Consider the following 16,857-nt stretch of genomic DNA (forward strand, 5'->3'; position numbering starts at 1 on the left):
GGTACGCTTCTTAAGCGGTTTCTCTGAATAATACATAATAAGTTGATTTTGTGTCAACTTATTTTAGGACGGGACAGATTAAACATAAAAAAAGCGCTGATTTCTCAGCGCTTTTTTATTATATACCTAACTCAGTAAATAATTCTTTTAATTTTGGACTTGAAGGTCGCTCAGCATCAGAGTCAACAATATTTCCATTTGGATCTAGTAAAATAAAACGAGGAATTGCATTAATCCCATAATCTACAATAAATTTAGATTCAAAATTCTTATCTGCATACAATTGAATTCCTCCTAACTCTTCCTTTTTCACCATTTCTTTCCAAGCTTCGTGAAAATCGGGCATATCAACTGAAATACTTACAAATTGAATATTTTTCCCATGATATTCCTTTTCCAAAGTTTTTAAAAATGGAATTTCAGCTTTACAAGGCGCACACCAAGTAGCCCAAACATCAATATAAACATATTTCCCTTTTAAATCAGATAATGAAGTTTTACCTCCATTAAAATTTTCATAATTTTCAAAGGTTGGAGATACTTTGCCTTTTGCAAAACGCATTATATCCTCATGCATTTTTTCATAATTAGATTCTATATACCCAAAAAACATTTCATCATTCCTAAGATCCATAGCATTAATTAATGAATCTAAATCTTTAACTTCACTTTTAAACCCAGTTAATTTTGATTTTGCCTCAGCCATTCTTGCATCAAATGCTTCTTTTTCTAGCGTAAAATATGTTTTAGGATTTGCATAATCACTCATGAAAAAATTACGCTTATTTTCCATAAAGTTATTAGTTTCTGATCCTACACCAGAAAATTTAATTCCATCCATTAAAGCTTTTCCTTTAAAATCAAGTTTTAAATCGTACCCATTTTTTAAATATAATGTAATTCTGTCCGATCCGTTTGAAATTGCATGAACTCCATCGGTAACCTTTAATGTGTCTGAAAAAGTTCCATCTGCATTCACACTAATTTCTTTTATGAAATTTTTACCCTGAACTGTTAATTTTTCAATGCCTTCTGCATTTAATTTCCCTTCCAATTTTACATAGTCAGTTACTTCTTTTTTACAAGAAACAATTAAAAACAATCCAAATAGTACTATTAATTTCTTCATTGTTAAACTTTTATATATTTTGTTTATTAAATAATTTTTCTAGTTTTATATCAGACGGTCTTGGTGCGTCTGCATCAATAATGTTTCCGTCCATATCAATAAAAATAAAACGAGGAGGAAATAAAATTGCATAGTTTTTTATAAAATCAGAATCTTTTCCTTTATCTGCAATTATATGAAGTCCTTTAAAACCTTCCTTAATTATAGCTTCTTTCCAACCATCTTTATTTGAAATTCTATCGATGCTTAAAGCTACAAATTCAATGTTTTTAGAACTATATTTGTTTTGAAGTTCATTAAAAGATTTGATTTGCTCTGTACTTGGACTAAATGATGATGACCAAACATAAATATAAACAAACTTACCTTTTAAATCACCTAAAGAAACTTTACTTCCATCCATTTTCTCATAATCTGAAAATATTGGAGAAGGTTTTCCTTCAGAAATAATTTCATATTTATTATATAATTCAGTTATTATTTTATTGTTTTCTTCATTAGTTGAAGCTGCTAAAAATGCCTTATAAAAACTATCTTTCTCTTTTGCTCTATTAAACATTGTATTTGCATAATTAAACAACAAACCATTTTTAATAGTTTCATTTGAAATTGTACTTACAGTATTAATAAAAGACAATTCTACGGAGGTTGCTTTATCTTTTAAATTTTCAAAAGATTGTTTTCTATAATATCCTAATAAAAGGTTTCTATATTCAGAAGAGAATAAAAAATCTTCTTCATTATCATACTTTACATCTTTTACTTCCTTTAAAAAATCTTCAGAAACTTTATACTCAGGATTTTTAGTTAAAAAAGAGTGATATACTTTATAATTTTCAAGTTTATTAATATAAGCATAATTTAAATTTCTTTCTTCTTTAGTTTTAAAACTTCTTGAAACTCCATCTGTACTATTTAAAATTGTTTCTAATGATTTATTAACTTCTTTTAGAAAATCTTTAAATTCTTTTTCTGGCATCTCATAAACTTTCATATCATCTATTTTTGCCTCTTTTATCTTTTTCCCTTTTGCAAACACATAAGCACTTTCTCCACTTCCATCACCTAAAAAAGTTAACGTATTTTCAAAATCTTTTGCATCAAAATTTACAGTTAAATTATTTCCTCCTTCAAAATACAACTGTGCTCTATTTCTACCATAATTAAGCATGTACACACCATTACTTACATAAAGCGTATCTATAAAACTACCATCCTCTAAAAGCTTAATACTTTCATTTACAGCGTTATCTATGCCTTTTATTGTAATTTCCTTAGATCTACTATTTGTTACTTTTCCTGATAAAATAACAAAATTAAGAGTTGAATCATTTTCGCAAGAAACAACTATAACAAGCGCTAAAAGCAACCATATTTTTTTCATATTTTTTATTCTAAATTTTAAATTAATGGCCAAAGATAAAACATAAAAGAATACAAATAATAATTGCTAATACTTTAACAAATTATTTGCATATGTTATTAGTATTAATCAATTTTGAACAACCAAATATATATTATGAATTCAATCCATTTTATAACTTCTGAAATAGTAGATTTTAATATTTTAAATGAAATAATTGTTTCAAATAAAAAATTAAAACTTTCAGAAGAAGTAATTAAAAACATTAATAATTGTCGATCCTATTTAGATGAAAAAATTAAACGTGATAAGTCGCCAATTTATGGTATTAACACAGGTTTTGGTTCTTTATGCAACGTTAAAATAGATAACAACAACTTACAACTTTTACAAGAAAACTTAGTCATGAGCCACGCGTGTGGTACAGGTAGCGAAGTACCTAAAGAAATTGTAAAATTAATGCTCTTTTTAAAAATTCAATCTTTAAGCTATGGCCATTCAGGTGTTCAACTCATTACTGTAGAAAGGCTCATTGACTTTTATAATAATGATATTTTACCAATTGTTTATACACAAGGCTCTTTGGGCGCGTCGGGAGATTTAGCGCCCTTGGCTCATTTATCATTACCATTAATTGGAAAAGGAGAAGTTTATTATAAAAATGAACGAATTACTGGTGAAGAATTATTGAAAGAATTAAATTGGAATAAAATAGAATTAAAATCTAAAGAAGGTTTGGCTCTTTTAAATGGAACGCAATTTATGAGTGCTTACGGAGTGCATTTAATTTTAAAAGCATTAAAACTCTCTTATTATGCAGATTTAATTGGCACATTATCTTTAGAAGCTTTTGATGGTAGAAATTCACCATTTAACCCATTAATTCATAAAGTTAGACCACATAAAGGACAAATAAAAACCGCACAAAGAATAAACCAATTTTTACTAGACAGTGAACTAATACAACAACATAAAGAGCACGTGCAAGATCCATATTCTTTTAGATGTATGCCACAAGTTCATGGAGCCAGTAAAGATGCCATTGAATATTGTCAAAAAGTGTTTTTAACAGAAATAAACTCTGTTACTGATAACCCAAATATTTTTATTGAAGAAGACGAAATTATTTCTGGCGGAAATTTTCATGGACAACCATTGGCTTTCGCATTTGATTTTTTAGGAATTGCAATGGCTGAATTAGGAAGTATTTCTGAAAGAAGAACCTTTCAATTAGTTTCTGGACTACGTGGTTTACCACCTTTTTTAGTTAAAAACCCTGGTTTAAATAGTGGTTTTATGATTCCTCAATATACCGCAGCAAGCATTGTTAGTCAAAATAAACAATTAGCTACACCTTCTTCCGTAGATTCCATAGTATCAAGTAATGGACAAGAAGATCACGTTAGTATGGGAGCTAATGGAGCAACAAAAGCGTATCAAATTGTAAATAATATTGAAACAATTTTAGCCATAGAATTATTAAATGCTTCACAAGCATTACATTTTAGACTTCCTTCAAAAACTTCTAATTTTTTAGAATCATTTTTAAAAATTTATAGAAATGAAGTTCCCTTTATTGAAAATGATACTGTTTTAAATCTAGAAATTAATAAAACTATAGCCTTTTTACAAAATTTAAGTATTGAATTTACCGAATTATAGCAATAAAAAAGCGATAGGAAAACTTATCGCTTTTTATTAATTCAAATAATTTATAATGTTATTTCTTTATTATACTTAATATGAGTATTTCGTATATTTAATTCACAATTAAAAGACTTAATAGACTTTTTAATATTTAAAAAATTTGCAAGGCTTCAAAAATTAAAATCACTATTCTTTTTCTGTTTCAATAACTGTACAAATTTATAATTTTTTTAATTTACCACAATGCATAATTTATATTATTTACATTTTTTTAACATTTAAAAAACTATTTGTTGATATTTTTACATTTATACATATATCAAATTACACATTTAATATTATTGTTCATTTTTAGCATTTAAACTTATTCTACCAGATAAAATATCAAAATACATTTTAAAATCATCCCTTAAGCTCCATAATGGATATTGAAATGTAGCCGGTTTATTTTTTTCAAAAAAGAAATGGCCAACCCATGCAAATCCATAACCAGCAATAGGAACAAATATCCATAATCTGTGATTGCCATGATAAATTGCAGTTATAGCCAATGCAAAAACAATTGTAGTACCAATTACATGTAATAGTCTACAAATTTTATTGCTATGTTGCTTTAAATAAAACGGATAAAACTCATAAAATGAATTAATTTTTTGTTCCATAACTTTAATTTAAATAACAATTTTCAAATAATTAATTTTAGGAAATGATTTACACTCCTATACTACTAAAATTAATAAACTTTATAGGCAACACCAAACATTACATTGCCTTTTGGCATTGGCACTAAACCTACTTCAATATAATTTGTATTAAATATATTATTTGCATTTAATGAAAAATTTATCTTATTCATTTGTGCACTAACCTTTGCATCAACTAAATTATAACTATTACCTCTTGTTCTTTCAACATATCTATAAGAAATAGTTTGATTTACATATTTAAAAAACTGAGTATTTAAACTAGTGGTGAATTGGTGTTTTAAACTATTTAAAGAGTAACGAGCAAAAGCTACATTCTGATCTTGTATTTTATCATCAATAAAATTATAACTTAAATCAAATCGTTGATTAAAATTAGCTAGTTTAAATGTGTAATTGACCGATGTTTCAAAACCCTTAGTTTCTACAGCACTAAAATTTTGAGCTTTCCATTTTTCAGTAGTAGAATTTCTCGTCCAATCAATTAAATTACTAGAATTTCTATTAAATAAAGACAATGTAAAGTTAAATGAATCTGTTAAGTACTTAATTCCAATTTCTTCTGAAATTGCAGATTCTGGCTGTAATTCAGAGTTTCCTTCATTTCCCGGATCAGAATAATATAAATCTGTGTACGTTGGAACTCTGTAGGTATAACCAACATTTCCAAATATTTTCAAATTATCATTAATATCATAACCTAAATCTAAACCAGGTAAAAATTGTGTTTTAAAATCTGAAAAAGAACTAATTGCAACACCTAATGTAACATCAAACTTTTCTAAATTATCAAATCGTTGCTCTAAAAAAGAATTAAACATTAAACGATCTCTATCACCTAAATTATTGCTGCTTAAATAAACTTTTGCGACATCAATACCAAAACCAGTTTTTCCCAATTTAGAATTGTACACTATATTTGTTTCAACGCCAAATTTATTTGAAATATGTAAATTTCTATAAAAAGAAGGATCTTCTCGTTTTAATAAAAACATATCTTGATTTCTTTTCCAATAAACTCTTGGTTTAATCAAAAAATTACCTGTGGAATGAGATGAAGTTATAGCTATTAAACTGTTCTGAGTTTCTTCATATTCTTTAAAATTGGGATTTGAAGTATAAAAATTTTCAGCACCGAATTTTCTATCATTAAAAGATGCTATTAAAGTATAATTTTTTATTTGAGATTTTATAAAAGCAGAAGTGTTTTTAAAATCTGAATTCACTCTATAACCATCAGACTCTTGTTTTTCTATATGTGCTAAAATTGAAGCATCATCAGAAAACTTTTCTTGAATTCCAATAGAAGCTTTTTTATTACTAAAAGAACCGTACCCAAGTTTTAAATTTAAAGAATCATCCGTAATTTTTTTAGTGACAATATTAATTGCACCAGCAAATGCATTCTGCCCATAAATACGTGCAGCTGGCCCCTTAACAATCTCAACACTTTCAATATTATCTAATGATAAAATAGCATTCATTGTATGATGGCCTGTTTGAGAATCATCCATTTTCACACCATCAATTAAAACTAATGTTTGATCAAAATTACCACCTCTTATATATAAGTCCGACTGCATACCATCAGTTCCTCTTCTTCTAATATCAATTCCTGCAACTGACTGCAACAAATCCGATAAATTAGTAGCTGGTGAACTTTTTATCATATCACTACTTATAAAGGAAATTGTTTTAGAATCTTCTGAAATTGGAAGAGATATTCTATTTCCAGAAACAATTACTTCCTTTAATCTAATGGTGTCATTTTGAGCATTTAATGATATTGTGGTGAAAACAAAAAATATCATTACTTTAATTGAAATTTTCATAAATATTAATTTAAAAACGCTGCAAAAGTAGTAATTTTCCGGACTACTAATATAGGCCAGTTCCAAAATGAAAGATAGTCCGGTAAATACTGTTTTTAAACAATTAATTAGTTTAGATAAATCTAAATCACAACCTATATATTTACAAGTCTCCGGACAAATTGTAAATGCTATACAACGCAGCTATTTAACCAAAGGAACAATTCTACCAGGAACCCGTGTATTAAGTCAATTATTAAAAGTCCATAGAAATACTGCAGTTGCAATTTATGAAGAGCTAGCTTCACAAGGTTGGGTTGAAATTATACCAAATAAAGGGACATTTGTATTAGAACCAAAGCATTCAACAGTAAAAATAAAAGCAACTTCTCAAAAAATAAATGAAGCATATACCTATGCTAAAACAACAGGGTTTCCTTTTCAAAAGTCATTTAATTTAATATCAACTGATGAATTTACAAGTGCAAAGTATACTATTAACGATGGTAAACCAGATTTACGCTTACATCCTGTACACCAATTTACACGGTGGTATAGTGCTGCCATGAAACGAAAGACATTGGTGAATAAATGGAACAGAACAGCCGATTTTTTCAACTCTAAATTTCAAACACAGCTATGTAATTACTTAAATGCAACAAGAGGTTTTCATATTAATCCTACTAACCTCATTAATACGCGTAGTTCAGAAATGAGTTTATATATAGTATCTCAACTCATAATAAAACCAAATGACATTGTATTAGTAGGGCAATTAAGTAATTATGCATCTAATATGATTTTTCAACAAACAGGTGCACGTATAAAAACCGTTCCTATTGATGCTGATGGGTTAGATATTGAGTATATAAAAAAGCATTTTATTAAACATAGTATTAGATGTGTGTATATAAGCGCCCATAGAGATTATCCTACAACGGTAAAATTAAGTACAGAACGTCGTTTAGAGCTACTGAAACTTTCTAAAGAGTATGGATTTGCAATTATTGAAGATGATTTCGATTACGATTTTCAGTATGAAGGTTCAGCAATGTTACCTATGGCAAGTGCAGATGCAAACGGTATGGTAATTTATTTAGGAAAAATTGGGCAGTCTTTATTTCCAAGTTTTCAAACAGGATTTGTAGTAGCTCCAGAAAATCTGATTTCAGAAGCTAAAAATTATTTAGAATTACTTGACAAACAAGGTGATTTAATTCAAGAACAACTACTCTCAGAATTAATTAATGAAGGCGAAATATACCGCCTTATGAAAAAGAATATTGTCATATATAAAAGAAGAAGAGATTTTTTATGTAACCTTTTAACAAAATATTTTTTAGAAACTGCGCAATGGGAAATTCCTTCAGGAGGATTAGCCATTTGGTTACAATTTCATCCTAAAATATCGATCCTAAAACTAGCAAAAGAAGCCGAAAAAAACGATTTACATTTACCAAAAACAATTCTATATCAGGATAAAAATATTTGTGCCATTCGTTTTGGTTTTGGACATTTAAATGAAGAAGAAATAGAACTTGTTATTAAAAAATTAAAACGAGCTTATAATACGGTGATTTTTAAATAAAAAAAGCCGAACATTTTGTTCGGCTTTTAATTTTTATGCTTCTCCGGTGGGTCCAAAATTCATTGGAATCGGATACTGTTCGTAATCTTTAATTTCACCATTACTTTGTTCAAACTTATGAACATTTTCTGCCAAAGCTTTCGCTAAGCGTTTTGCGTGTTGAGGCGTTAAAATTATTCTTGACTTTACCTTAGCTTTTGGTTGCCCAGGCATTACACTTATAAAATCAACTATAAATTCTGAAACCGAATGATTAATAATAGCTAAATTGGAATACGTTCCTTCAGCTGTTTTGTCATCAAGCTCAATATTTAATTGCCCATCATTTTTTGGTTTCTGGCTACTCATAAATTATAACTTTGAATCCATTTCTTCTTTAGATCCTACAATAATATTATCATAAGCTCTCATACCTGTACCTGCTGGAATTCGTTTTCCAACAATAACATTCTCTTTCAATCCTTCTAAATCATCAACTTTACCACTTACAGCAGCTTCATTTAATACTTTAGTTGTTTCTTGGAACGATGCCGCAGAAATAAACGATTTTGTTTGTAAAGAAGCTCTTGTAATTCCTTGAAGAATTTGTTCAGCTGTAGCTGGATTTGCATCTCTGGCAACAACTAATTCTTTATCTTCTCTTCTTAAAACAGAATTTTCATCTCTTAACTGACGTGGAGTTACAATTTGACCTTCTTTAAGAACTTTTGAATCTCCAGCAGCTTCAACAACTTTCATTCCGTAAATTTCATCATTTTCTTCAATAAAGTCATTTTTATGAACTAATTGATTTTCTAAGAATAATGTATCTCCAGAATCTATAATTCTAACTTTACGCATCATTTGACGAACTACAACCTCAAAATGCTTATCATTAATTTTCACCCCTTGCAGCCTATATACCTCTTGAATTTCGTTTACTAAATATTCTTGAACTTTTCCAGGTCCTTCAATATTTAATATATCATTTGGTGTAACAGCTCCTTCTGAAAGTGGCATACCCGCTTTAATAAAATCGTTTTCTTGAACTAAGATTTGATTAGAAAGTTTAATTAAATACTTAGTAACTTCTCCTAATTTAGATTCAACAATTATTTCTCTATTTCCACGTTTAATTTTCCCAAAAGAAACAACACCATCAATTTCAGAAACTACTGCTGGATTAGAAGGATTACGAGCTTCAAATAATTCTGTTACTCTAGGTAAACCTCCTGTAATATCACCTGCTTTACCAGATTTACGAGGAATTTTTACAACAATTTTACCTGCTTCAATTTTTTCTCCATCTTCAACAATTAAATGTGCTCCAACTGGTAAATTATAAGATCTAATAACTTCATTATTTTTATCTTTCAATAATAATGTTGGAATTGTTTTTTTGTTTTTAGATTCAATTATAACTTTTTCTTGGAAACCAGTTTGCTCATCAATTTCTACCAGATAGTTAATCCCTCTTTCAATACTTTCAAACTCTATTTTTCCGCCAAATTCAGATACAATAACACCGTTAAATGGATCCCATTTACATATTACATCACCTCTTTTAACTTTATCTCCATCTGCAAAATAAATTATAGATCCATAAGGTATATTGTTAGTACTTAAAGTTAAGCCTGTTTTTTCATCAACAACTTTAATTTCTGAAGTTCTTGAAATAACAATATTAATTTGATTTCCATCATTATCTTTACCTTGAACAGTTTTTAAATCGTCAATGTTAGCAATACCTGAGAATCTAGTTTTTAAATTATTTTCTTCAGAAATGTTACCAGCTACCCCTCCAACGTGGAAAGTCCTTAATGTTAACTGCGTACCAGGTTCACCAATAGATTGTGCCGCAACAACCCCCACTGCTTCTCCAATTTGAACCATTTTTTTAGTTGATAGACTGTGTCCATAACATTTAGAACAAATTCCTTTTTTAGATTCACAAGTTAATGCGGATCTAACTTCAACTGCCTCTACTGCAGATTTCTCTATTAATTTTGCAATATCACCAGATATTTCTTCTCCAGCCTTAATTAAAACTTCTTCAGTAATTGGATCAATTACATCATATAAAGTTACACGACCTTCAATTCTTTCACTTAATGATTCAACAATTTCGTCATTCTTTTTAAGTGCTTCAACATTTAAACCTCTTAATGTACCACAATCAAATTCATTGATAATAACATCTTGAGACACATCAACTAAACGACGTGTTAAATATCCTGCATCGGCAGTTTTTAAAGCCGTATCCGCTAAACCTTTACGTGCACCGTGAGTAGAAATGAAGTACTCTAAAATTGATAAACCTTCCTTAAAGTTCGATAAAATTGGGTTTTCAATAATTTCTCCACCACTTGATGTAGATTTTTTAGGTTTCGCCATTAATCCACGCATACCTGTTAACTGACGAATTTGTTCTTTTGATCCCCTTGCACCAGAATCTAGCATCATAAATACTGAGTTAAATCCTTGTTGATCTTCACGCAAACGTTTCATTGACAGTTCAGTTAAACGGTTGTTTGTTGATCCCCAAATATCAATTACCTGATTGTAACGCTCTTTATTAGTTAACATACCCATATTATAGTTTGCTATAATATTATCAACTTGCTCATTTGCATCAGCAATCATCTTATGCTTTTCTGGTGGTATAATAATATCACCCAAACTAAATGAAAGACCTCCTTGGAATGCAAATTTGTATCCCATATCTTTCATTTCATCTAAGAATTTTCCTGTAGTTGGAACATCGGTTAATTTTAAAATTTCACCAATAATATCTCTTAATGACTTTTTATTTAATACTTCGTTAACGTACCCAGCTTTTTCAGGAACAACTTCATTAAATAAAACTCTACCTACAGTTGTTTCAATAATTTTAGAAACTAATTTTCTTTCTTCATTAAAATCTTTAGTTCTAACTTTAATAACAGCATTCAAGTCAACAGCTTTTTCATTAAAAGCAATTGTAACTTCTTCTGGAGAATAAAAAGTCAATCCTTCTCCTTTAACAGGAACTTCAGGAGTTGATCTTCTTTCTTTGGTCATATAATATAAACCAAGTACCATATCCTGAGATGGCACAGTAATAGGAGCACCATTTGCAGGGTTTAAAATATTGTGAGAAGCTAACATTAATAACTGACACTCTAAAATAGCCTCAGGTCCTAATGGTAAATGAACCGCCATTTGATCCCCATCAAAATCCGCGTTAAACGCTGTACAAACTAATGGGTGTAGTTGGATTGCTTTTCCTTCAATTAATTTTGGTTGGAAAGCTTGAATACCCAATCTGTGTAATGTAGGAGCACGGTTTAACATTACAGGATGTCCTTTTAATACATTCTCTAATATATCCCATACAACTGGTTCTCTTTTATCTATAATTTTCTTTGCAGATTTTACTGTTTTCACAATCCCTCTTTCAATTAATTTTCTAATAACAAAAGGTTTGTATAATTCAGCTGCCATATCTTTTGGCAATCCACATTCGTATAATTTTAATTCTGGTCCAACAACAATTACAGAACGAGCAGAATAATCTACACGTTTTCCTAAAAGGTTTTGACGGAAACGTCCTTGTTTACCTTTTAATGAATCTGATAATGATTTTAATGGACGGTTTGATTCAGTTTTTACTGCTGAAGATTTACGAGTGTTATCAAATAATGAATCTACTGATTCTTGCAACATACGTTTTTCATTACGTAAAATTACTTCTGGAGCTTTTATTTCAACCAATCTTTTTAAACGATTGTTTCTTATAATTACTCTTCGGTATAAATCATTTAAATCTGAAGTTGCAAATCTACCACCATCTAAAGGCACTAACGGTCTTAATTCTGGTGGAGTCACAGGTATCACTTTCATAATCATCCATTCAGGACGATTTTCTCTATTTTTACTTGCATCTCTAAAAGCTTCAACAACATTTAATCTTTTTAAAGCTTCAGTTTTACGTTGCTTAGATGTTTCTGTATTTGCTTTATGACGTAATTCATAAGATAACTCGTCTAAATCAATTCTATTAAATAAATCGATTAAACAAGACGCACCCATTTTAGCAATGAATTTATCTGGATCGTTATCGTCTAAATATTGATTTTCAATAGGGAAACTATCTAGAATATCTAAATATTCTTCTTCTGTTAAAAAGTCCATTTTTTGTAATGGTTCACCAGCTGCATTTTTTGCACCTGCTGGTTGAATTACTACGTATCTTTCATAGTAAATAATCATATCTAACTTTTTAGATGGCAAACCTAAAAGGTATCCCATTTTGTTAGGTAATGATTTAAAGTACCAAATATGAGCAACAGGAACTACTAAATTAATATGCCCTACTCTATCTCTACGTACTTTCTTTTCTGTAACTTCAACACCACATCGATCACAAACAATTCCTTTATAACGGATTCTTTTGTATTTACCACAGGCACATTCATAATCTTTGATAGGACCAAAAATACGCTCACAAAATAATCCATCTCTTTCAGGTTTATGTGTTCGGTAATTTATAGTCTCTGGTTTTAAAACTTCACCGTTAGATTTCTCAAGAATTGCTTCTGGAGATGCCAAACCAATTGAAATTTTATTAAATTTTTTTACAGTGTATTTATCGCTTTTAATTGCCATAATAATGATGGATAATTTAAAAATGTAAAAATATATTGAATAGTAAGGAGGTGAAATCCTCCTTACTATTTTTAGTTATTATTCTTCTAATCTAACGTCTAAACCTAAACCTTTTAGTTCATGCATTAATACGTTAAATGATTCTGGTAAACCTGGCTCAGGCATTGAATCTCCTTTAACAATTGCTTCGTATGTTTTTGCTCTACCAAGAACATCATCCGATTTCACTGTTAAGATTTCTCTCAATGTACTTGATGCGCCATATGCTTCAAGTGCCCAAACTTCCATTTCCCCAAAACGTTGACCTCCAAATTGTGCTTTACCACCTAATGGTTGTTGTGTAATTAAAGAATATGGTCCAATAGAACGAGCATGCATTTTATCATCAATCATATGACCTAGTTTAATCATATAAATAACACCCACAGTTGCAGGTTGATCAAAACGCTGTCCAGTTCCTCCATCATATAAATAAGTATGACCAAATCTTGGAATTCCAGCTTCATCAGTTAATGCATTAATCTGATCGATAGTTGCTCCATCAAAAATTGGTGTTGCATATTTTCTACCTAAATTCTGACCAGCCCATCCAAGTACTGTTTCATAAATCTGACCAATGTTCATACGTGATGGTACCCCAAGCGGATTTAATACAATATCAACAGGTGTTCCGTCTTCTAAGAAAGGCATATCTTCAGCTCTAACAATTCTTGCAACAATACCTTTGTTACCATGACGACCCGCCATTTTATCACCAACTTTTAATTTACGTTTTTTAGCAATGTAAATTTTAGCTAATTTTAAAATACCTGCTGGTAATTCATCTCCTACAGAAACCGTAAATTTCTCACGACGCAAAGAACCTTGCAAGTCATTTACTTTAATTTTATAGTTGTGAATTAACTCAGCTACAAGAACATTAATATGATCATCAGTTGTCCAAACACCCTTTGTTAAATAGCTGAAATCTGGTACAGCATTTAACATTTTTAAAGTGAATTTTTTTCCTTTTTGAAGAATTTCTTCACCTAAATCATTTATAACCCCTTGAGAAGTTTTCCCACTAATAAGCGTGAAAAGTTTATCAATTAAAACAGTTCTTAAATCTTCTAATTTAGCAGTATATTTGCTTTCTAAATTAGCTAAACTAATTTTATCTTGAGCTCTTTTAGATTTATCTTTTACAGCTCTTTCAAATAATTTTTTATCAATTACTACACCTCTTAAAGATGGAGAAGCTTTTAATGATGCATCTTTTACATCACCTGCTTTATCACCAAAAATAGCTCTTAATAATTTTTCTTCAGGTGTTGGATCAGATTCGCCTTTTGGAGTAATTTTACCTATTAAAATATCTCCAGGCTTCACTTCTGCACCAATACGAATCATTCCATTTTCATCTAAATCTTTAGTAGCTTCTTCTGAAACATTTGGAATATCGTTGGTTAATTCTTCAGCACCTAATTTAGTATCTCTAACTTCTAATGAATATTCATCAATATGAATAGATGTAAAAATATCTTCTTTTACAACTTTTTCTGAAATTACAATTGCATCCTCAAAGTTATATCCTTTCCAAGGCATAAAGGCAACCTTCATGTTTCTTCCTAAAGCTAATTCACCTTTTTGAGTTGCATATCCTTCACAAAGTACTTGTCCTTCTTCAACTCTATCTCCTTTTTTAACAATTGGTTTTAAGTTAATTGAAGTTCCTTGGTTTGTTTTTCTAAATTTAATTAAGTCGTATGTTTTGCTATCGCTATCAAAACTAACCATTCTATCTTCTTCGGTACTATCATATTTAATAATGATGGTATTTGCATCAACATACTCAACAACTCCAGCTCCTTCAGCATTCATCAAAATACGAGAGTCTTTTGCAACTCTACGTTCTAAACCTGTACCAACAATTGGTGATTCTGGTTGTAATAATGGAACTGCCTGACGCATCATGTTAGACCCCATTAATGCACGGTTCGCATCATCATGCTCTAAAAATGGAATAAGTGATGCTGAAATTGAAGCTATTTGATTAGGAGCAACATCCATAAAGTTTACCAAAGTAGGGTCTACAACAGGATAATCTGCTTCTTCACGAACAATAACTTTTTCCGCAACAAACCTACCCTCATCCGTTAATGGCAGGTTAGATTGTGCAAATTTCATTCCTTCTTCTTCTTCAGCGCTTAAATATCTAGGCTCATCAGTAATATTTACATTACCATCAACAACTTCTCTATAAGGAGTTTCAATAAAACCTAAATTGTTAACTTTTGCGAAAACAGCTAAAGACGAAATCAAACCAATGTTTGGTCCCTCTGGAGTTTCAATTGGACATAAACGACCGTAATGCGTATAGTGAACGTCACGAACCTCAAATCCTGCTCTTTCACGAGATAAACCTCCAGGTCCTAATGCTGACAACCTTCTTTTGTGCGTAATCTCAGCTAACGGATTTGTTTGATCCATAAATTGAGATAACTGGTTTGTACCAAAGAATGAGTTAATAACAGATGATAACGTTTTGGCGTTAATTAAATCAATTGGAGTAAATACCTCATTGTCACGAACATTCATTCTCTCACGAATAGTACGAGCCATACGAGATAAACCAACACCAAACTGACTTGCTAATTGCTCACCAACTGTACGTACACGACGATTAGATAAATGGTCAATATCATCAACTTCAGCTTTAGAATTTACTAATTTTATCAAATTCTTGATAATAGTAATAATATCTACTTTTGTTAAAACTTTTTCATCCATATCGATTGAAAGTTCTAACTTTTTATTCATTCTATAACGACCAACTTCACCTAAATTATAACGTTGCTCTGAAAAGAATAATTTATCAATAATTCCTTTTGCAGTTTCAAAATCTGGTGGTTCCGCGTTACGTAATTGTCTATATATATGTTCAACAGCCTCTTTTTCAGAGTTTGTTGGATCTTTTTGTAATGTATTATGAATAATTGCATAATCAGCCATTTCATTATCTTCCTTATGAAGCAAGATAGTTTTTGCGCCTGAATCAACAATTTCATCAATTTGTTCTTTTTCTAAAATAGTATCACGGTCTAATACAATTTCGTTTCTTTCAATTGAAACAACCTCACCAGTATCCTCATCTACGAAATCCTCAAACCAAGTTTTTAAAACACGTGCAGCTAATTTTCTACCAATATATTTTTTAAGACCACTTTTAGAAACCTTAATCTCTTCTGCAAGATCAAAAATTTCTAAAATATCTTTATCTCTCTCATAACCAATTGCTCTAAACAATGTTGTTACAGGTAATTTTTTCTTTCTATCGATATACGCATACATCACTTGATTGATATCGGTAGCAAATTCAATCCAAGAACCTTTAAATGGAATTACTCTTGCTGAATATAATTTAGTTCCATTTGCATGGAAAGACTGTCCGAAGAATACTCCAGGCGAACGATGTAATTGAGATACAACAACTCTTTCTGCACCATTAATTACAAAGGTACCACTATGAGTCATGTAAGGAATTGTACCAAGATAAACATCTTGTACAATTGTTTCAAAATCTTCGTGTTCAGGATCAGTACAGTAAAGCTTTAATCTAGCCTTTAATGGAACACAATACGTTAAACCTCTTTCAATACATTCTTGTATAGAGTATCGCGGAGGGTCAACAAAGTAATCCAAAAACTCTAATACAAATTGATTGCGAGTGTCTGTAATTGGGAAATTATCTAAGAAGGTTTTGTACAATCCTTCCGTACTTCGTTCGTCAGCTTTTGTTTTTAATTGGAAAAAATCTTGAAAAGATTTTACTTGAATATCTAAAAAATCAGGATATTCAGTTACCAATTTAGCTGATGCAAAGTTTATTCTTTCGGTAAATTTTTTTGTTGCCAATGGACAAAAACTTTAGGTTAAAAAACTATTAAAATATAAGAACGAATATATATGCAAAATGGTTTAGGTCTTAAGGGTATACCTAAGACCTAAAC

At 30.0% G+C, this 16,857-nt stretch carries 9 protein-coding genes; 2 read left to right on the forward strand and 7 right to left on the reverse strand.

The features are described from left to right. Positions 1–118: 118 nt before the first annotated feature. Positions 119–1,129, reverse strand: coding sequence for a redoxin family protein (locus tag JEY78_RS12045; protein ID WP_291851563.1), 1,011 nt, complete (start codon positions 1,127–1,129; stop codon positions 119–121). 10 nt (positions 1,130–1,139) lie between these two features. Then, positions 1,140–2,513, reverse strand: coding sequence for a TlpA disulfide reductase family protein (locus tag JEY78_RS12050; protein ID WP_291851566.1), 1,374 nt, complete (start codon positions 2,511–2,513; stop codon positions 1,140–1,142). Between the two features lie 135 nt (positions 2,514–2,648). On the opposite strand from JEY78_RS12050, the gene hutH reads away from it, so the two are divergent. Continuing rightward, positions 2,649–4,154, forward strand: a complete 1,506-nt coding sequence (gene hutH, locus JEY78_RS12055; protein WP_291851569.1) for a histidine ammonia-lyase — start codon at positions 2,649–2,651, stop codon at positions 4,152–4,154. Between the two features lie 323 nt (positions 4,155–4,477). Here hutH and JEY78_RS12060 read toward each other — a convergent pair whose 3' ends face one another. Both JEY78_RS12060 and JEY78_RS12065 read right to left on the reverse strand, forming a co-directional pair. Beyond that, a complete protein-coding gene (locus JEY78_RS12060) occupies positions 4,478–4,801 on the reverse strand; it encodes a DUF962 domain-containing protein (protein ID WP_291851572.1) in 324 nt (107 codons plus the stop codon). A gap of 71 nt (positions 4,802–4,872) precedes the next feature. Next, positions 4,873–6,675 carry a TonB-dependent receptor gene (locus JEY78_RS12065; RefSeq protein WP_291851575.1) on the reverse strand — a complete coding sequence of 601 codons (1,803 nt, stop codon included), beginning with the start codon at positions 6,673–6,675 and terminating at the stop codon, positions 4,873–4,875. 67 nt (positions 6,676–6,742) lie between these two features. Between JEY78_RS12065 and JEY78_RS12070 the strand changes: the two genes are divergently transcribed. After that, positions 6,743–8,242: a PLP-dependent aminotransferase family protein gene (locus JEY78_RS12070; protein ID WP_291851577.1), complete on the forward strand. Its 1,500-nt coding sequence runs from the start codon at positions 6,743–6,745 to the stop codon at positions 8,240–8,242. Positions 8,243–8,275: 33 nt separating this feature from the next. Here JEY78_RS12070 and JEY78_RS12075 read toward each other — a convergent pair whose 3' ends face one another. From JEY78_RS12075 to rpoB, 3 genes are all read right to left on the reverse strand, one after another. Then, positions 8,276–8,590: a DUF3467 domain-containing protein gene (locus JEY78_RS12075; protein ID WP_291851580.1), complete on the reverse strand. Its 315-nt coding sequence runs from the start codon at positions 8,588–8,590 to the stop codon at positions 8,276–8,278. A 3-nt stretch (positions 8,591–8,593) separates the two neighbouring features. Then, positions 8,594–12,868 (reverse strand): DNA-directed RNA polymerase subunit beta', encoded by a 4,275-nt coding sequence (gene rpoC / locus JEY78_RS12080; protein ID WP_291851582.1) that lies wholly within the window; start codon positions 12,866–12,868, stop codon positions 8,594–8,596. A gap of 78 nt (positions 12,869–12,946) precedes the next feature. After that, positions 12,947–16,762, reverse strand: a complete 3,816-nt coding sequence (gene rpoB / locus JEY78_RS12085) for a DNA-directed RNA polymerase subunit beta (RefSeq protein ID WP_291851585.1) — start codon at positions 16,760–16,762, stop codon at positions 12,947–12,949. Between the last annotated feature and the right edge of the window lie 95 nt (positions 16,763–16,857).

The sequence above is a fragment of the Lutibacter sp. genome, from assembly GCF_016342705.1.
Lineage (GTDB): Bacteria > Bacteroidota > Bacteroidia > Flavobacteriales > Flavobacteriaceae > Lutibacter.

Bases quoted from the DNA above. Each gene is read 5' to 3' on its own strand.
- JEY78_RS12045 (WP_291851563.1), bottom strand. From the start codon at position 1,129: ATGAAGAAATTAATAGTACTATTTGGATTGTTTTTAATTGTTTCTTGT.
- JEY78_RS12050 (WP_291851566.1), bottom strand. From the start codon at position 2,513: ATGAAAAAAATATGGTTGCTTTTAGCGCTTGTTATAGTTGTTTCTTGC.
- hutH (WP_291851569.1), top strand. From the start codon at position 2,649: ATGAATTCAATCCATTTTATAACTTCTGAAATAGTAGATTTTAATATT.
- JEY78_RS12060 (WP_291851572.1), bottom strand. From the start codon at position 4,801: ATGGAACAAAAAATTAATTCATTTTATGAGTTTTATCCGTTTTATTTA.
- JEY78_RS12065 (WP_291851575.1), bottom strand. From the start codon at position 6,675: ATGAAAATTTCAATTAAAGTAATGATATTTTTTGTTTTCACCACAATA.
- JEY78_RS12070 (WP_291851577.1), top strand. From the start codon at position 6,743: ATGAAAGATAGTCCGGTAAATACTGTTTTTAAACAATTAATTAGTTTA.
- JEY78_RS12075 (WP_291851580.1), bottom strand. From the start codon at position 8,590: ATGAGTAGCCAGAAACCAAAAAATGATGGGCAATTAAATATTGAGCTT.
- rpoC (WP_291851582.1), bottom strand. From the start codon at position 12,868: ATGGCAATTAAAAGCGATAAATACACTGTAAAAAAATTTAATAAAATT.